Annotated in this window: 16 protein-coding genes and 1 pseudogene; 8 read left to right on the top strand and 9 right to left on the bottom strand. The window is 67.4% G+C overall.

Annotation, left to right across the window (positions count from 1 at the left end; translation table 11 throughout):
* Nucleotides 1-60: 60 nt before the first annotated feature.
* From AC5P9I_RS08030 to AC5P9I_RS08015, 4 genes are all read right to left on the bottom strand, one after another.
* Entirely contained in the window at nt 61-438 is a 378-nt protein-coding gene (locus tag AC5P9I_RS08030; protein WP_049469215.1) for a hypothetical protein, read from the bottom strand.
* 152 nt (nt 439-590) lie between these two features.
* Nucleotides 591-1,229, bottom strand: coding sequence for a deoxynucleotide monophosphate kinase family protein (locus AC5P9I_RS08025; protein ID WP_049469217.1), 639 nt, complete (start codon nt 1,227-1,229; stop codon nt 591-593).
* A 40-nt stretch (nt 1,230-1,269) separates the two neighbouring features.
* Nucleotides 1,270-1,497, bottom strand: a complete 228-nt coding sequence (locus AC5P9I_RS08020; RefSeq protein WP_049469221.1) for a hypothetical protein — start codon at nt 1,495-1,497, stop codon at nt 1,270-1,272.
* Between the two features lie 152 nt (nt 1,498-1,649).
* On the bottom strand, nt 1,650-3,986 hold the full coding sequence (locus tag AC5P9I_RS08015; RefSeq protein WP_049469224.1) for a VapE domain-containing protein: 2,337 nt from the start codon (nt 3,984-3,986) through the stop codon (nt 1,650-1,652).
* A 490-nt stretch (nt 3,987-4,476) separates the two neighbouring features.
* On the opposite strand from AC5P9I_RS08015, the gene AC5P9I_RS08010 reads away from it, so the two are divergent.
* The 5 genes from AC5P9I_RS08010 (at nt 4,477) to AC5P9I_RS07990 (ending at nt 9,355) form a co-directional block, all read left to right on the top strand.
* Nucleotides 4,477-4,701: a hypothetical protein gene (locus tag AC5P9I_RS08010; RefSeq protein WP_080355579.1), complete on the top strand. Its 225-nt coding sequence runs from the start codon at nt 4,477-4,479 to the stop codon at nt 4,699-4,701.
* Nucleotides 4,702-4,712: 11 nt separating this feature from the next.
* Complete coding sequence (locus AC5P9I_RS08005) at nt 4,713-4,967, top strand: hypothetical protein (protein WP_049469226.1); 255 nt, start codon at nt 4,713-4,715, stop codon at nt 4,965-4,967.
* A gap of 207 nt (nt 4,968-5,174) precedes the next feature.
* Nucleotides 5,175-5,570, top strand: a complete 396-nt coding sequence (locus tag AC5P9I_RS08000; RefSeq protein ID WP_049469230.1) for a DUF2946 family protein — start codon at nt 5,175-5,177, stop codon at nt 5,568-5,570.
* Between the two features lie 129 nt (nt 5,571-5,699).
* Nucleotides 5,700-7,838 (top strand): TonB-dependent receptor, encoded by a 2,139-nt coding sequence (locus tag AC5P9I_RS07995; protein WP_049469235.1) that lies wholly within the window; start codon nt 5,700-5,702, stop codon nt 7,836-7,838.
* Nucleotides 7,839-7,849: 11 nt separating this feature from the next.
* Nucleotides 7,850-9,355 carry a PepSY domain-containing protein gene (locus tag AC5P9I_RS07990; protein WP_049469239.1) on the top strand — a complete coding sequence of 502 codons (1,506 nt, stop codon included), beginning with the start codon at nt 7,850-7,852 and terminating at the stop codon, nt 9,353-9,355.
* 9 nt (nt 9,356-9,364) lie between these two features.
* Here the strand turns inward: AC5P9I_RS07990 and AC5P9I_RS07985 are convergent, their stop codons facing one another.
* A complete protein-coding gene (locus AC5P9I_RS07985; RefSeq protein ID WP_049469243.1) occupies nt 9,365-10,498 on the bottom strand; it encodes an MFS transporter in 1,134 nt (377 codons plus the stop codon).
* Between the two features lie 11 nt (nt 10,499-10,509).
* Complete coding sequence (locus AC5P9I_RS07980) at nt 10,510-11,286, bottom strand: DeoR/GlpR family DNA-binding transcription regulator (protein ID WP_049469246.1); 777 nt, start codon at nt 11,284-11,286, stop codon at nt 10,510-10,512.
* A gap of 159 nt (nt 11,287-11,445) precedes the next feature.
* Here AC5P9I_RS07980 and smqnr point away from each other — a divergent pair, with 159 nt between their 5' ends.
* Nucleotides 11,446-12,093, top strand: coding sequence for a SmQnr family pentapeptide repeat protein (gene smqnr / locus AC5P9I_RS07975; protein WP_049469250.1), 648 nt, complete (start codon nt 11,446-11,448; stop codon nt 12,091-12,093).
* A 149-nt stretch (nt 12,094-12,242) separates the two neighbouring features.
* Here smqnr and AC5P9I_RS07970 read toward each other — a convergent pair whose 3' ends face one another.
* On the bottom strand, nt 12,243-13,622 hold the full coding sequence (locus AC5P9I_RS07970; protein ID WP_130768426.1) for an aminotransferase-like domain-containing protein: 1,380 nt from the start codon (nt 13,620-13,622) through the stop codon (nt 12,243-12,245).
* Between the two features lie 131 nt (nt 13,623-13,753).
* On the opposite strand from AC5P9I_RS07970, the gene AC5P9I_RS07965 reads away from it, so the two are divergent.
* On the top strand, nt 13,754-14,617 hold the full coding sequence (locus tag AC5P9I_RS07965) for a DMT family transporter (RefSeq protein ID WP_049469252.1): 864 nt from the start codon (nt 13,754-13,756) through the stop codon (nt 14,615-14,617).
* 49 nt (nt 14,618-14,666) lie between these two features.
* Here the strand turns inward: AC5P9I_RS07965 and AC5P9I_RS07960 are convergent.
* Nucleotides 14,667-15,591: pseudogene (locus AC5P9I_RS07960) on the bottom strand (LysR family transcriptional regulator).
* Between the two features lie 107 nt (nt 15,592-15,698).
* Between AC5P9I_RS07960 and AC5P9I_RS07955 the strand changes: the two are divergent.
* Complete coding sequence (locus AC5P9I_RS07955; RefSeq protein WP_049469276.1) at nt 15,699-17,216, top strand: MFS transporter; 1,518 nt, start codon at nt 15,699-15,701, stop codon at nt 17,214-17,216.
* A gap of 279 nt (nt 17,217-17,495) precedes the next feature.
* On the opposite strand, the gene AC5P9I_RS07950 is transcribed toward AC5P9I_RS07955, so the two are convergent.
* Entirely contained in the window at nt 17,496-17,900 is a 405-nt protein-coding gene (locus AC5P9I_RS07950; protein WP_014646209.1) for a GFA family protein, read from the bottom strand.
* Between the last annotated feature and the right edge of the window lie 48 nt (nt 17,901-17,948).

Raw genomic sequence — 17,948 nt, 5'->3', positions numbered from 1 at the left:
GCCCTGAAACGAAAAAGCCCCGGACAATGCCGGGGCTTCAGGACTGCAGCAGGGCGTGGATCAAAGGTCGAACACCAGGTTGCCACCGGTTTTGCGCGGAATGTAGCCTGCGTCCCGCAACCAGCGCGCCGCGTTGACCTGGTCCATGCGCTTGACCGGGAAGCGGTTGGCGAACATCAGAAAGCGTGCCACGGTGACCGACTCACCCTTGCCCTTCAGGGCGGCGAGGGTTTCGATGAACCAAGGGGCTGGAGGCTGCTGGCTGCCGGGGCGGGCCACGGTCCGTGCTGCGTTGCCGGTGTCGGTCGGGATCCTGGCCAGCGAGCACAGCGAGATGAAGATCGCATCCAGGCTCACGATGTCCTTGCCTCCCTTGGGTTGGGACTTGAACAACTCGATGGCCTTCAGGCGCGTCGACGTGAACTGTTCGACCTCCATGGCGTTTCCTCTTTGCGAAATGGGTTGGGGATGCAGGGTGACGACAGGTGTCGTCGGTGATGGGGGATGACCTTACATCATTTTCGCCGTTGATGGGTCGGAGCCTGCACTGGGTTCAGGGGATGGACCGGATGGCAGGCCCGTCTTCCGCATCAGATCACACCGCGTGAAAGCAACTGTTCCAGCGATCTGCGGACCAGATCGGCCGGGGTGCCATCGTTGTCGACTTCGATGTCGACCAGCTCACGCGGCAGCGGCTGCTCGCTGGCATGAGGGTCGCTGCTGCCATGGCCCGGGCGGTTGACGTGGATCACGACACCACCACGACGCCGGATCGCGCGGGCCTCATTGGCGAAGCGGACGTCGGTTACCAGCCCGCCCTCGGGCAGACGTGCGAACAGCGAGCGCACCCACAGCTCGGGATGGACGCGGTCACGCCCCCATTCGGTACCGGCAGTCTGCATCAGGTGGCGTGGGGTGAGTTCGGCCAGCCAATCGATGGCGACTTCCTTGTGGCTGTCCAGTTCGCGCACGGTCAGCCCGAGGATGGCGGCGACGAACTGGCGCAAGGGGGCGGCAAAACTGTCACAGGGCAGCCCCAGCGCCGACGCAAGTCCATTGGCGAGCGTGTCCTTGCCTGCGCGCTTGCTGCCTGCGATGCCGATGTAGAGCGGCAGTGGCGCCTCGGGGCAGGGGCGCAGCGCAACGCTGCCCAGCGCGGAGCCGGCACGGAACGCGGCCAGCGTGTTGGCGATGATGCGATGACCATTGTCGAGGGAGGCGGGGATCACGCGGAATCTACTCCTGGAGGGGGGGACAGGTGCCGGCAGGTCAGGGATCGCGACGGGTCGTGTCGCGAGCGCGGAGGAGGCGCTGGGTCATACGGCCACCGCGGGCCGCCGCTGCGGCTGGGTCAAAGCTCAGCATGGCGGTACGCGTGCGGCGCCCTGCGGCGAGGTGGTCGCGGATGGTGCGTTGCGAAAGCACCGGCACCCGCTGGTGGATCTGCTGGACGGTCAGCTGCTCACCTTCAAAGGCATGCAGTCGGGGCTCGGGCATGGCGGAAGCGCTCCTCGGAGGCGGCAAGGCCGATTCGGGCATCTTGCCATCGGCCGGCACGCCAGTCAACACCTTTCATCTACATTCATCCTGATCATGAAGCGTCAGCCGGAGTTGTCGCGGCTGATGAAGGCCATCGCGGGCAGGGGGTATCAGAAGGGACCCGCTTCGTGTCCGGCGAAGCTGAGCTTGCGCGGTGGCATCAACCACACCTTGGCCCGCTCCTTGCCAACCACTTTCGTCCGCACATCATGGCGCTTGACCACATATGCGGCGGCCTCGTTCACCTCGCGGCGATTCGGCTTATCGATGCCTACTGCGATCACGATCTCGGTGGCACGGTACTGCGCACTCCAGTGCGAGGCGGGGACGGACCAGTCGAAGTGGCGATCGATCAGCTCGGCAATCGGCGAGATCGGCTCGTGCTCGCTGTTGGTTGCATTCAACGCGTCCAGCTCTTCAGCCGACAGATGCCAGGTTTCGCCATCGCCGTACAACGCGTGGGCCTCGGCCCACACCTGCTGCATGTCGATCTGGGCCGGTTCGCCCAACGCCACCGCGTGCACGGTCCACCACCGGGTGTTGCCGGTGGCATCGCGCAGGAAGCGCTCGTCGTTGACACTGGCAAACAGGATCGTTCGGCGTGCATAACGCGATTCGGTGCGCGCGTAGGGACGACGGATCTCATCGTGGCTACGTGAGATGAACGATTTCAGCGCAGCGATATCAGTGCGGCGGAAGGTGGCATCCACTTCGCCCAGCTCCACGATCCACTTGGAAATGACCTGCTTGACGCTGTCCTTGTTGGCTGGATCGAGCACCACGCCGTCGGCAATCAGCCGCAGCTCCGCTGGTGCCAGCTGCCGGGCCCAGCGCGTCTTGCCCAGGTTCTGCTTCGAGACGAAGGTCAGTACACCGCGCGCCACCACGCCATCCGGTTCAAACGCCGCCGCCACGCCGGAGATCAGCCAGCGCCGCATCAGCACCTCCTTCAGGACGCGGCCGTCGGCCATGCGCGTAGGCTGGGCCTCCTGCACGGTGTCGAAGAACGCCTGCAGGCGGGACTGGCCGTCCCAGGGCCGTGATGCAATCCAGCTTGCGACGGGATTGTAGGGGTTGGCCTCGGCCACTTGGCACAGGTTGGTTTCAAAGCTGGCAACGGCCATGCCAGCGCGATGCATGCAGTCCATCACTTCGCCGGCGGCCACTTCCTTGGCATTGTCCACCGTGCTCTGCAGTCCCGGCACCAGGATTTCCAGGTCCTTGCGGATGACGTTGTAGCGCACGGTCACGCCGGTGCGCCGGCACAGTTCGGCCAGGTTGCGTGCAGTAGGCAGCGGCCGGCCGCGTGCACTGGTGTCTGGAAATGGAGTGAAGGCATCGAATGCGGACAGGTTGCCCGGCACCTGGTAGCGGGCGTTGGTCGATGGCTGCGGGCCATCGCCCGTGCTGTCGAGGCCCATTGCGGCGACGGGCGCGGGTTGCAGCTGGGCGCGCAGCGCGTCCAGCCCCTCGCGCAGGTGCAGGTCATTGAAGTCGGTCGGGCGATCATCCTCGCCCTGCAACGCGGAGAATTCGGGCCATACCACGCGCGCGCCGATGTCAGCGGCGGCGCGGGTGGCCAGCGTGACACCAGGATTGTCCAGCGGCTGCCGGGTCCATTGGTCATTGTCCGCACACAGGACGAACGAGGCATCAGGCATTTCGTCGCGCCAGGCACGGGCGACTGCGGCCAGGTTGCCGGCGTCCCAAGCGACCACCACGCACCAGCCTGTGGCCTGATGGATGGATGCTGCAGTGGCGTAGCCTTCGACGATGCCGATCGGCTGACCGGGCAGCGGTGTGCCGATGACATGGAAGCAGCCCAGCTTGCGGCCCCCGTAAATGAAGTCCTTGTCCCGTCCGAGTACCGGGTCCGGGCGAGGAAAGATGGCCTGCAACGATACGATCCGGCCGGTGGCGTTCATTACCGGCACCAGCAGCGCATTCGCGATATGACGGAACACCAGTCCCTGGCTGTTGCGTATCGGCCAGGCCGACACGCGCAGGCCATGCGCCTGGATACCCTTTCGCACGAGATAAGGGTGGTTGGCTTCTGCAGGCAGGGCGCGATTCCACAACACGTTCGCCGCTTTCGCGGCATCCTCCTCACGTCCGCGTTGCTGCTGCTCCCGTTCGGTGCGTGCCGCGTCCTGGCGCTGGCGGATGCTGCGCTGCTCGGCCACCGTCAATGCGCTGGCCGATTTCGCGCACCAGGCGTGGCGGGCACCGGTGCGCCAGCTGCCGAACTCACCGGCGGGCACGTGATCTCCGAACAGGACGGCCCAGCCGTTGCGCGTACCACGGCGGTCACCCTCGACATGGAAGCGCACCAGCGCGCCGTCGGCATTGAGCGCGTCTCGCCCGCGCGCATCGGGCACGATGCCGTGCGCGTGCATGGCCTGTAGGAACGCCGGAACAATGTCCTGCGCTGGATGCGGTGTGTGCATTCGGCGGAGCTCCTTGGAACGTGGATCGGTCCACCGCAGCCGATGGTGGCCAATGCGCTGCGCCATGGCCGCCGTATGCGCGCCACGCGTGGCAGATCGCGGCGATGTGACCAGGATGAGATGGATGGTGATTGCGCCATCATGGTGTCGGAAACGCCTCTCTTTCGCAACACCTTTCATCCCCTTTGCCCCCCATCTTTTCGCGAAGAGGGCGATCCGTCTGCAATGGATATGCGATGACGTCCGCAGATCGGCGTCTGCGCGACGTTGCGTCGCAGTTGGCGAGAACCGTTTTCCCGATGATGCGGTCGCCGTCCGAGACGGTCCTTCGTTTCACTCCATCGCCCCATGGGGCACCCACGCATAAGGAGCCTGCATGCTTGAAATCCATTGCGAGCGCGAACGCCGATCCGATGCCGAGCCGGTGTCGTCCACGCCCGCTGCGGCGTTCTCAATCGGTGCGACCACCCCCCGATAAAATACGGCTGGCATGACGGACACCATCGACGAAGCGCAGGATCTGGAAGCGCGCCATCTGCAACGCGCATTGGCCCGGCACGCAATGCGGGCCAGCAACGTTGCTCCTCTCACACCCATTGGGGAATGCCACAACCCGGACTGCAGCGAAGACTTCGATAACGATCCGGCCAGGTTGTTCTGCGGGCCAGCCTGTGCCGAGCGTTTTGAAGCCATCCATCAACACCGCAACGCATAGGAACAGGGGACATGTCTCTGAACAGCAACGACGCTGGCTTCACCGAACGCATCGCCGGATTGTCGGCCGAACTCGCCGTGCTGGTGAGCCTGGTGGAGAACCACATCCATCTGCAACTGGCCGACCTGACCGAGTCGGGTGATGTGGATGCACAGGAACGGTTTGCGGTGGCCGATCCGGAGCGCTGGTTGGAGAACGCCCGCAACAGCCTGCAGGCCGGCGTCATGTTCCTGGAGAGGGCGGTGCGGCAGCCTGCGCGCTTCTAGACCCTCGAGGGGGACGGAAGGGCCGGAGCGGTTGCCTTCCGTCCCCTGCAGACGACGAAGCGCGCGTAAGTCCGAGGCTGCGTCATAACGTCGCACCATCGCTGGGCCAACCCTGAACGCGGTCCAAGGTTGGCCGTGGCCCCGTAGAATGGTGGCGTGCGCCGTTCTGTCCTCCACCGCCGGTTCCAGGCCCTGGCATGGCTTGCCATGCTGCTGGTGCTGCTCGCCCCGCTGGTGAGCCGCTGGCTGGCGCACGGTCACGTGGCTGCCGCTGCGCCGGTGGCGGCCATGGACCATGCGATGCACGCAGAGCATGCACAGCACGCGATGGAAGGGCACCACGACCATCACGCGATGGCGATGCCGCACGGCGGGGCCACGAAGAAGCCGCCCGCCGACCCACACGCCGATCATGAGATGGGCGTGGACTGCGATTACTGCCTGATCGCTGCACGGCTGATCACCCTGCTGGTGGCGGCCGTGCTGCTGTTGGCGCCGATGGCACCGGTGTGCCGCGCACTGCGCGGCGCGGTGCAGGCGTTGCCGCAACGGATCAGCGGCACATTGGGCGCGCGTGGGCCGCCGGCACTGATGGCTGCCTGAGCCGCACGCGCGCTGCATTGAACGTTCTTCCATGAGGTTGCCGGCCACGGCCGGTGCCCGCACGCGCGTGTCTGTCCCTTTCTGATTGCTGCCCTGCCATTGCGGGGCGGCCTTGCATGCCGTGAAAAAATGAAAACGAACCCCAACCCCGCGTGCCTGCGCCGGGCGACGCTGCCTGTCCTGTGCGCGTTGCTCCTGCACACCGCGCCTGCACTTGCCGCCGACGCGGCACCCCCGACCACGCTGGAGACCGTGCGGGTGGTCGACACCCGCAGCGGCGAGCTGTCCTCCACCGCCAGCGCAGGCTCTGCGTTGGGCCTGAGCGTGCTGCAGACGCCGGCCAGCCTGACGGCGATTTCGCGCGAGCAGCTGGAGCAGCGCGGCGACAGCAACCTCAACGATGCGATCAGCCGAGCGGGTGCGATCAGTGCCATGCCGCACCCGGGCAACGGCCTGAGTGCGCTGTCCAGCCGTGGCTTCACCGACGGTGCTTCGGTGATGCGGCTGTACGACGGGCTGCGTCAGTACGGCGGCGTGGGCATCACCTTCCCGTTCGATACCTGGTCGATCGAGCGCATCGAAGTGCTGCGCGGCCCGGCCTCAGTGATCCATGGCGACGGTGCGATCGGCGGCGTGATCAACATCGTGCCGAAGAAGCCCTCGCGCGGTGCCATCGAAAATGAGATCAGCGTGACCGTGGGCAGCGAGGACACCGCGCGCCTGGGTTTCGGCAGTGGTGGCGCGCTGACGCCCGAGCTGGCCTACCGGCTGGATCTGAGTGGCAACTACAGCGGTGGCTGGGTTGATCGTGGGCGCAACAATGACGCGACGTTCTCCGGTGCATTGCTGTGGCAGCCGCGTGCGGAGCTGCAGCTGACGCTCACCCATGCGCAGGGTTACCAGCAACCGATGCGCTACTTCGGCACGCCGCTGGTCGACGGCCGCCAGCTGGAGGCGCTGCGCCACCGCAACTACAACGTGGACGACAGCGAGATCCGCTTCCGCGACCGCTGGACCCAGCTCGATGCGCTGTGGACGCCGAACGCGAACGTGGAATGGCGCACGCGCGTCTACCAGATCGACAGCCAGCGCGATTGGCGCAATGCCGAAGCCTATGTCTACAACCGCGCCACCGGCCTGATTGATCGCTCGGGCAATACCGAGATCACCCACAACCAGGACCAGACCGGACTGACCTCGACGCTGCGCGTGCTGGGCCATGTGGGCGGTTGGGCGAACAACTTCGCGGTGGGCCTGGACGCCAACCGCGCGCACTTCAAGCACACCAACAACACCTATGCCGGCAGCTCGGGCCCGGTGGATCCGTTCGATCCGGTGCCGGGCCAGTTCGCGAGCGACGCGCCGAACCTGCCGCGCTATCGCAACCGTGCCGAGCAGTACGCGCTGTTCGTGGAAGACCGGCTGGCACTGAGCGAGCGCTGGTCGGTGCTGGGTGGCCTGCGCCACGACCGCGCGCGCATTGATCGCACCGATCTGATCAGCGGCCAGAACGCGTTCTCGAAGACCTACAGCAGCACCGGCTGGCGTGCGGGTACGGTATTCGCGCTGCAGCCGACGCTGAGCCTGTATGCGCAGTATTCGCAGGCGGCGGACCCGGTCAGTGGCCTGCTGATGATCAGCCCGGCCAACGGTGCCTTTGACCTGGCCAAGGGTCGGCAGATCGAGGTTGGCCTGAAGCAGGCCTTCGACGGTGGCGAGTGGACGCTGGCGGCGTATCGCATCCGCAAGACCGGGCTGCTCAGCCGCGATCCGCTGGTGCCGGATCGCCGGGTGCAGGTGGGCGCGCAGACCTCGCGCGGTATTGAAGCGTCGTTGAACTGGAACTTCGCGTCGCGCTGGTCGCTCGATGCCAACGCGACGGTGCTGAAGGCCGAGTTCGAGGACTTCCTGGAAACCACGGGTTCGCCGGCGGTGCTGGTGTCGCGCGACGGCGACGTGCCACCGAACGTGGCCGAGCGCCTGGCCAGTGTGTGGCTGAGCTGGCAGTTCGCACCGGACTGGAGTGCGGCGGGGGGCGTGCGTTACGTCGGCAAGCGCTACGCCGACAACGCCAATACGCTGGAACTGCCCGGCTACAGCACCACCGATCTGGCACTGACCTGGCAGGCGGCACCGCGCACGCAGCTGTCCGCGCGGCTGTTCAACGTGTTCGACAAGGCGTACTACGCCACCGCGTACTACACCAGCACGCAGTGGCTGCTGGGTGCGGACCGGCGCGTCGAGTTCACCGTCGACCATCGCTTCTGAGGACGCTGGCGATGACGTTGCGATCCACCGCCAAGCGCTGGACGTACCTGGTGCATCGTTGGCTGGGCATCGGCGGATGCCTGCTGATGCTGCTGTGGTTCGTCAGCGGCATGGTCATGCTGTTCATCGGATATCCAAAGCTGACACCTGGCGAACGGTTGGCGGCGTTGCCGGCGCTGGGTGATGCCCGCGGTTGGCAGGGGCTGTCGATACTGCCTGCCGCCGTGCAGGCCGAACCGGAAAGTGTGGCGCTGACCATGCTGCGTGGCGAGCCCGCCTATGTGGTGCGTAGTGGCAACCACGTGGGGGCCTGGTCGGCATGTACCGGCCAGGCCCTGCTGCCGGTCTCGGCACAGCGCGCTGAAGCATCCGCTGCACAGTTCGCGGGCGGCCAGGCCTTCGTGGGTGCGACGCGCGTGGAGGAGGACCGCTGGACGCATTCGCGCGCACTGGACGTGCATCGACCGCTGTATCGCGTCGAGGTGGGTGGCGCGCAGCCGGGCGACCTGTATGTGTCCTCGCGTACCGGCGAAGTGGTGCTGGACGCCCCGCGTGTGCAGCAGCGCTGGAACTATGTGGGCGCCTGGCTGCACTGGTTGTACTTCCTGCGCATGCAGTCGGTGGACCCGGTGTGGACGTGGGGGGTGATCGTGCTGTCCGCGCTGTGCACGGTGGCGGCGATCAGCGGCATCGTGGTGGGCGTATGGCGCTGGCGTTTCCGTGGGCACTATCGTTCCGGTGCGAAGACGCCGTACGTCGAGCCGTGGATGCGCTGGCACCATCTGCTTGGCCTGATGGCGTCCGCCTTCGTGTTCACCTGGATCTTCAGCGGGCTTATGTCGATGAACCCATTGGGTGTATTCAGCAGTACGGGTGAAGCGATCGATGTTGAGCACTACCGTGGCGGCGCGGTGGCGGTGGATGGTGCGCTGGGTGATCCTGCGAAGCTTCTGGCGGTGGCCGAAGCTGCGCGCTTCCAGCCGGTGGAGATCCAGTGGCGACGGATCGGTGGTGAGCTGTTCGCGGTGTTGCTGGACGGGCGGGGTGATACGCGCATCGTGTCCGGCGGCAATGGGCACCTGCATGTCGCACGGTGGCTACCGACCGCGTGGTTGCAGCAGAGGGCACGTGCGCTGTCCGCTGCACCCATGCAGGGTTTCGGGGTGCAGCATGCAGCGGATGCGTACTTCTACCCGCGTGCGCCCGAGGCCATGAATGGTGCAGCGGTACGTCGCTTCCCGGTGGCAGTGGTGGATTTCGGTGATGCCGAGGCGACACGCGTCTATCTCGATCTGGCGACCGGCGATCCGTTGCTGACGATGGGGCATCGGGAGCGGCTCGGGCGCTGGCTGTTCTACTTCCTGCACAGCTGGGACCTGCCGGCGATGCTGCGCCAGGAAGGTGCCCGTTTGGCGGTGTTGCTGCTGCTGAGCGCTGTCGGCACCGCGTTGTGTGCCACGGCGACAGTGATCGGCTATCGACGATTGCGGATGAAGCTGCGGCGCAGGCGGCGCTGATGCCCTGGGCTACACCCGCAGCCAACGCGTGGACATCGCCACCAGCAACAAGGCCGTGGCCACGCCGACGAACGCGGCGATCAGGCCGAAGTGGTTGGCGGCAAAACCGATCAGCGCCGGTCCGGCAAGGATGCCGGCAAAGCCCAGCGTGGAAACGGCAGTGATGGCCAGCGCGCCGGGCATGCGGGTCTGGTGGCCGGCCAGCGAGAACAGTGCGGGTGCGATGTTGGCGCAGCCGAGGCCGACCAGCACATAGCCGAGCAGTGATGCCTGCCACGGCGTGACCAGGGTCAGCACCAGCACGCCCGCGGCGGCGAGCAACGCGCCGAACACGATCGCGCGCTGGCGGCCCACGCGTGCCACCAGTGCATCGCCGAACAGGCGCGCGACGGTCATGGTCAGGGTGAAGGTCACATAGCCGATGCCGGCGAGGCCGGCATCGATGCGGCGCACGTCGCTGAGAAACACCGCGCTCCAGTCGAGCATCGCACCTTCGCCGAGGAACGCGACGAACGCCAGCACGCCGATGAACAGCACGATGCCGTGTGGCAGGGCCAGCATCGGTGTGTCGTGCGGCATCCGTTCGCTGTGCCAGTACGACGCCGACAGCAGCATCACCAGCAGCATGGCGCCAACGCCGATCAGCACGGACGCCAAGGGAGGCAGGTGAGCAGACAGCAGCACGGTCATGGTGGCCGCGCCGAGGAAGCCGCCGATGCTGAAGAACGCATGGAAGCCGGACATCATCACGCGCCGTGCGTCGCGCTCGACGATGACGGCCTGTACGTTCATCGTGCAGTCCATTGCACCCACGGCGGCACCGAACACGAACAGCACCAGGCCCAGCGTCCAGGCCGAACCGGCCAGCGCCAGGCCGGGCACGGTCAGGCAGATCAGCAGGCTGCTGGCCAGCATCACCCGCCGGCAACCGAGGCGCGCGGCCAGCACGCCGGACAACGGCATGGCCAGCAGCGAACCGGCACCGAGGCTGAGCAGCACCAGCCCCAGCGTGGCGTCGTTGATCCCGGTGCGTGCCTTGGCGAACGGCACCAGCGTGGCCCACAGCGCGGTGGCGAAGCCGGGAATGAAGAACGCAGCGCGGGTCGCGTGCTGTTCGGCACGCGCGCGGTTGGCAAGGGACATGAGCGGTACGGTCAGGGGGGAGTGGGGTGCACCGCGATGCCGGCGGCGCGGAAGCGTGCCGCCAATGCGGGCGGTGCGGTGGTGGTCAGCACCAGGTCGTCGATCTCGTCCAGGCTGGCGATCTGCCAGTGGCCGCGGGCACCGAGCTTTTCAGTAGTGGCGGCGACGATCACGCGGCTGCTGCACGCGACCATCGCGCGCTTCAGGGTGGCTTCTTCCGCATCCATTGCCCACACGCCGGTGTCGCCGTCCACCGCGCAGGGGCCGGGCAGGTACACGTCGGCACGCAGGCGCTGCACCTGGGCCAGTGCTTCGGCACCGACCGCGCCGCCACCACTGGCCAGGCGGCCGCCGATCAGCTGCACCGAGGTGCCATCAAGCAGGCTGGCGGCGGTGGCGATCTGTGGCGCATTGGTGATCACCGTCAGGCCGAGGGCGGCCGGCAACTGCTGGGCGATCACCAGATTGGTTGAACCGGCATCGAGCAGTACGACCTGGCCGGGTTGCAGCAATGCGCAGACGCGGGCGGCCAGTTCGGCCTTGTCGCCGCGGTCGCGGGTCAGCCGCTCGCGCAGCGGGCGTTCCTTGGGCGGCGGCAGCACGGCGCCGCCGTAGACTCGCTGGCACAGGCCCTGTGCGGCCAGTTCGCGCAGGTCGCGGCGGATCGAATCTTCGGAGACGGCATAGCGGCGCGCCAGCTCGGCGGCGACCACGCGGCCCTGCTGGCGCAGTTCCTCCAGGATCTGCCGGGTGCGCTGGGCGGGGAGGGGGCTGGGATCGGAGCTCATGCTGCGAGTCTGCACGTTCGTGCATCAACATGCAACAACGTGCATTTGACCCGTGTGGACACAGGTCAACTGGACTGCCGGTGAATCTGGCCGCGGCCGTGTCTGTGGATTGCCCCCGCGGCCCGGCATCATGGCGTGGCGTTTGGCAAGGAATCCACGATGTCCCCCACCGTTCACCGCAAGCTGCGCATCGGCGCGGACCAGTACACCGGCCAGAAGGTGGTCGACCAGCAGTTCCACGAGTGCGACTTTTCAGGCGTGGACCTGACCGCCACCGAGTTCATCAACTGCAGTTTCTACGATGCCGACAGCCGCGCCGGCTGCCGCTTCAATGGCGCCACGCTGAAGGAAGCCAGCTTCCGCAGCTGCGACATCAGCATGTGCCACTTCAATTTCATCAAGGCACTGGGCCTGGAAATCAGCGAGTGCCGTGCGCAGGGCGCGGATTTCAGCAACGCCAGCTTCATGAACCAGATCACCACGCGCAGCTGGTTCTGCAGCGCGTTCATCAAGAAGTCGAACCTGCGCTATGCCAATTTCTCGCGGGTCACGCTGGAGAAGTGCGAACTGTGGGAGAACCGCTGGGACGGCGCGAACGTGAGCGGCGCCAGCTTCGCTGGCTCGGACCTGTCCGGCGGCCAGTTCGAGGGCATCGACTGGAACAGCGCCAATTTCACCGATTGCGACCTGACCAACTCGGAGCTGGGTGAGCTGGACCTGCGCAGCACCAACCTGCGCGGCGCCACACTGGATGTGCAGCAGGTGGCGCTGTTGATGCAGCGGATCGGCATCACCGTGGTGCCGTAGGCAACACATCGCCGGGGCGGCGCCTGGCACGTAACGGCAGGGCGCTGCGAACGGACTGCGGTGCTTGCAGGCCCGGAGCTGCGGGCCCGTCCGGCGGCAAGCTGCGCGCGGGACAACTGACAGCCGCCGCGATGCGGCCGCTGGCCGGCTCAACGCAACGCCCGCGCCAGCACCTGCCAGATCCGCGGGTCCTGGCACTGCGAAACATTGAAGCGCACATAGTCGGCCGCGCGCTGCGACTGGCTGAAGGCGTTGCCCGGCGCCAGCACGATGCCCTCGCGCAGGCATTGCCGCGCCAGCGTCGCGGCGTCGCGGCCATCGGGCAGCTGGCACCACAGGAACAGGCCGGCTTCCGGCTGCAGCCAGGGAGTGATGCCCAGCGCATGCAGCTTCCGCAACGTGTACCGGCGCGCGTCAGCCAGACGCGAACGTATCGACTGCATGTGGCGCCGGTAGCCGCTGTCGGTCAGCGCGATGTGCATGAGCTGCGAGGCCAGATGGCCACCGCCGAAGCTGGTCGCCAGCTTCAGGTCGGTCAGCGCTTCGATCCAGTCGTGGCGCGCGGCGATGTAGCCACAGCGCGAAGCCGCCGACAGTGTCTTGGAGAAGCTGCCGACGTGGATCACCCGCGACAGCCCATCGAGCGCGGCCAGCCGCGGTGCTGGCTGCAGTTCGAAGTCGGCGAAGATGTCGTCCTCGACGATGATCAGTTCGCTGCGTTCGGCCAGGCCCAGTAGCCGGTGCGCGGTGTTGGCCGAAAGCACCGCGCCGGTCGGGTTGTGCAGGCCGGAGTTGGTGATGTACAGCCGCGGCGAATGCGCCTGCAGGGCTTGCGCGAACGCCTCCAGGTCCGGGCCGCTGTGCGTGTACGGCACGCCGATGGCCTGCACCTGGTGCGCCTTCAGCATTGCGTGGTAGTTGAAGTAGCTCGGGTCATCGACCAGCACGCAGTCGCCGGGCTTGAGCAGGAAGCGGCAGAGCAGGTCGACCGCATGCGTGCCCGATTCGGTCAGCAGGATCTGCTCCATCGGTGCATCGATGCCGAGCGTGGCGCTGCGCCTCTGCAGCAGCTGGCGCAGCGCGGGCAGCCCGAGCGGGCCTGCGTAGTCGACCAGATGCATGGCATCGGCACGCGCCAGCCGACGCAGGCCGCGGCGCACGCCGTCGTGATACAGCCAGTCGCTGGGCATCCAGCCGCATCCCGGCTTGAGGTGACCCGGCGGGGTTTCCAGCGACTGCCGCGACACCCACAACGGGTCCACCGCGCGGTCCAGCCGGGGTTCCATCTCGGCCAGTGCAAGCGGCGCGGCCGGCCCACTGACGTAGAAGCCGGATCCTGCGCGCGCACTGATCAGGCCTTCGGCGGCCAGTCGCTCGTACGCCTCGACCACGGTGGAGACCGACACCCCCATCGCGGCCGCCTGTGCACGTACCGAAGGCAGGCGCGTGCCGGGGCCATCGGCCCGCGCGTTGATGCGGGTGCGGACGGCCTGGATGACCGATTCGATGCGGGTGAGCGGAGGCGGCATGGCGGACTGTAGTGGAAGTGTGGGCAGTACAGTTACTTGCGACTGTACTGGATTGTAGCTGGGCGCGTTCCGCGCCGGATGCTTCCATACAAACTCCGCCAGGCGTCGCCCGGCACTTCAGGATCACAGGCGTGGAACGGTCGGCGAGTGGCTGGATCAATGGCTTCATCGGTGTGGTGATCTTCGCCGGCTCCCTGCCGGCCACGCGCGTAGCGGTGCTGCAGCTGGATGCCGGATTCGTCACGGCTGCGCGCGCCACCATCGCCGCCATGCTCGGCCTTGGCCTGCTGCTGATGCTGCGCCAGCCGTGGCCCCGTCGCGGCGACCTGCCGGGGCTGGTGGTGGTCAGCCTCGGCGTTGTGGTCGGCTTCCCGCTGCTGACCGCGCTCGCGCTGCGCCATGCGTCGTCGGCGCACACCATCGTGTTCCTCGGCCTGCTGCCGTTGAGCACTGCGGTGTTCGGCGTGCTGCGCGGTGGCGAGCGGCCGCGCCCGGCGTTCTGGTTGTTCTCGCTGCTGGGCAGCGCCTGCGTGGTCGGCTATGCGGTGCGTAACGGCATCGAGGCGTCCTTGCAGGCCGACCTGCTGATGCTGGCGGCCATCGTGGTGTGCGGGCTGGGCTACGCCGAAGGCGGTCGGCTGGCCCGCCATCTGGGCGGCTGGCAGGTGATCAGCTGGGCCCTGCTGCTGGCATTGCCGGTGATGCTGCCGTTGGCGGTGCTGATGCGCCCGGCCTCGTTCACCGCGGTGGCTGCCTCGGCATGGTGGGCGCTGGGCTACGTGGCGGTGTTCAGCATGCTGATCGGCTTCCTGTTCTGGTATCGCGGGCTCGCACAGGGCGGCATCGCCGCCGTCGGCCAACTGCAGCTGCTGCAGCCGTTCTTCGGCTTGGCCCTAGCCGCGCTGCTGCTGCACGAGTCGGTCAGCCTCAGCATGGTGCTGGTGACCGTAGTCGCCGTGATCTGCGTGGCAGGCGCGCGCCGCTTCAGCCGCTAGGAAAAAGGGGACGGAGGGGATTAAGTCGTTTCAGGCACAGCAGGACCGATTACGACTTAATCCCCTCCGTCCCCTTTTCCGGGGGAGCCGCGGAAAAGATGCGCAACGGCATAGTCGATGAACACACGCAGGCGTGCGCTGGGATGGCGCCCACCGGGCCATAGCAGCGAGAACTGCCCCTGGTGCGTCGGCAGCGCGGGCAGTACCCGTTGCAGGCGGCCATCGGCCAGCGCGTCAGCGGCGAGGAAGTCGGGCATCCAGGCCAGGCCCATGCAGCCGATCGCAGCGGCCAGCACGGCTTCCATGTTGTTGCAGGTCATCGCCGTGGGAAGGCGCGCCCCGGCATCGCCTTCAATGCCCGGCAGCTGCCACGGATGCAGCTTTCCGGTGGTGGGGTAACGGAAGCGCAGTGCGGCATGCCTGCCAAGGTCGCCCACATCGCCGGGAGTGCCGTGCGCCTGCAGGTAGCCCGGCGCCGCACAGAGGATGAAGCGAAAGCCCCCCAGCCGGCGTGCGGTCAGGCTGGAATCGGCCAGTTCGCCGCTGCGTATCACCGCGTCAAGGCCCTCGCTGACCACGTCGACGATGCGATCGTTGAAGTCCAGTTCCAGCTGCACCTGCGGGTAGCGTTGCTGGAAGCCGGGCAGCACCGGCAGCAGGAAGCGGTAGCCGATGGTGGGCAGGCCGATGCGCAGCAGCCCGCTGGGGGCGTGCTGTCGCTGCGCCAGGTCAGCCTGTGCTTCGGAAAGCTCGTCCAGTGCACGCCGGCAGCGCTGCAGCAGCAGTTCGCCTTCGTCGGTGAGGTGCACGCGGCGGGTAGTGCGCTGGAAAAGACGCGTGCCCAGATCGAGTTCGAGGCGGGCGATGCGCTTGCCGACCGCCGAGGCGGACAGGCCGAGTACGCGGGCAGCACCGACGATGCTGCCGGCCTCGGCGGTGCGGACAAAGGCGAGCAGGGCGGAGATGGAGTCCATAAGGGGCATGATTGCGGAACATCTGGCCGCAATCAACGTCCATCGAGCCCGTTTTTCTGGAATAACGGCCTGTCCATCATCAATGCCCCTGATGGATGGAGGCCCGCATGGCCCCGGTTTCGATGTTCCCTGTACCTGCCCGCGCGCAGCAGCGTTGGACGCTGCTTGCGGTCTGCCTGGCCGCGCTGGCGTTGCCGTTGTCCTTCTCTGCCGGTGCAGTTGCGGTGCCGGCGCTGGCGCGTTCCGCGGCAGCATCGCCCACCGCGCTGGCCTGGGTGACCAACGCCTTCATGCTCACCTTCGGCAGCCTGCTGCTCGCGGCAGGCGGATTGGCCGATCGTTATGGCCGGCGGCGGCTGTTCCTGCTGGGCACGGTGGGCTTCACCCTCGCCACGGCCGTGGTCTGCGTTGCTCCCGCGCTGCTGTGGTTGGATCTGGCGCGCGGATTGCAGGGCGTGGCGGCTGCAGCGGCGTTGGCATCCGGCACGGCGCTGCTGGCACAGGCCTGGCAGGGGCCGGCGCGTGCCCGTGTCTTTGCCCTGCTGGGTACGACGTTCGGCATGGGGCTGGCGTTGGGGCCCCTGCTTGCGGGCCTGCTGCTGCAGGCATTGGGATGGCGCAGCGTGTTCGCCGCGGGCGGTGTGCTCACGTTGGTGGCCTTCGGCCTGGGGGCACGCGCGGTGCCTGAAAGTCATGGCGAGCGCCGACCACTGGATATCGGCGGCATGCTGAGTTTCAGCCTGACGCTGGCGGCGTTGACCCTGGCCCTGCTGTGGCTGGGCGAGTTCGGCCTGCACGCCGTGCGTGTGCAACTGGCGCTGCTGGCGACGCTGTTGTTGGGCGGGGTGTTCGTCACTATCGAACGACGGCACCCATCACCATTGCTGGACCTCTCACTGTTCTCGCAACCGGCGTTCCTCGGTGTCCAGCTGCTGCCGGTGGCGACCTGCTTCGGCTACGTGGTGCTGCTGGTCGTGTTACCTCTGCAATTGCTGGGCGTGCATGGCCAGAGCGCGACGCTGGTGGGACTGCAGATGCTGGCGCTGTCCGCGCCGATGCTGATCCTGCCGATGCTGGCTGCGCGTTGGGCGGAGCGCGTGGGAAGTGCGCGGCTTTGCACGCTGGGTCTGCTGGTGTGTGCCACCGGCCTGTACCTGTTGTCGCGGCAGGCATCGAACCCGTCGCCCTCGCAATGGGTGCCGCTGCTGATGCTGGTCGGCGCAGGGACGGCGTTGCCGTGGGGCCTCATGGATGGGCTGTCGGTGAGCGTGGTACCGGTGCAACGTGCCGGCATGGCCGCCGGCATTTTCGGAACCGTTCGGGTGGCCGGCGAAGGCATCGCGTTGGCCGCGGTGACGGCGTTGCTGGCGCTGCTGATCGATCAACAGCTGCAAGGGGCTTCGCCGGCGTCGTTGGCGCGTGCCGGTGCTTACCTGGCGAGCGGGTCCCGGGCGCAGGCGGCGGCGCTGCTGCCTGCGATGGGGGACGAGCACTTGCGGCAGGTCAGTGGCGAGGCGCTGGCGACACTGCTGCGTGTACTGGCGCTGCTGACCGCTGCCTGTGCCGCCGTGTTGCACCTGTTGCTGCGGAAACGCACAGGCGCCTTGGTCGGGAACAGGGTGTAGCAGGCTCATCGCCGCCTCCGCCGTCATCCCGTTGTCGTGTCCCGCTCACGCCGCCTATGCCCACCCGGGCCTAGTGTTGATCGTCCCCGTCCCCCCACGGAGACCCGCCATGTGGCTGCTCGACCATCTCTGGCCCGGCCGTCGACCCCTTCCTCCCCCGGTCGAGGACGCGCCACAGGCACCGTCACGCCGGCCCTGGCTGAAACGCCCGGCGCGGGCGGGGCGCAGCGGCATGGCGCCCTGGCAGAAGGTGGCCACGCCGCCGCGGCGCACGCGCCACTAGCCGGTGCGGTCTGATGGGTGGTTGACCCCATCGCTGACCGGGATCACCCCCAGCGCGAACGGGTCGATGCCCTCCAGGCAGGCCACGTTGTAGCCGTATTGGTCGGGGTTGGAGCGGCGCCGGTGATGGGTGTAGATGCCGCACACGCCGCAGAAGTAGTGCTCGGCCACATGGGTGTTGAACTGGTACTTCTGCAGGTGATGCTGCCCGCGTACCACCTGCAGGCCCTGGCGGGGGACGCTGGCGGCGATGGCACCCCGGCGCCGGCACATCGAGCAGTCGCAGCGGCGCGGATCGACGATGCCGTCCGGCAGGTCGAGCAGCAGCTCGACCGTGCCGCAGTGGCAGGTGGCGCGGTGCTGGGGTTGGACCGGAACGCCGGCCACGGAGGTGATGCCCATCGTTGCTCCTGTGTGATCCATCGGGCTGCGGAGGTCGCCGCAGACGGT

Source organism: Stenotrophomonas sp. YJH_SMC_29 (assembly GCF_059371235.1).
Note: the sequence above shows the minus strand (reverse complement) of the source record. Positions and strands in the feature narration are given on the sequence as shown.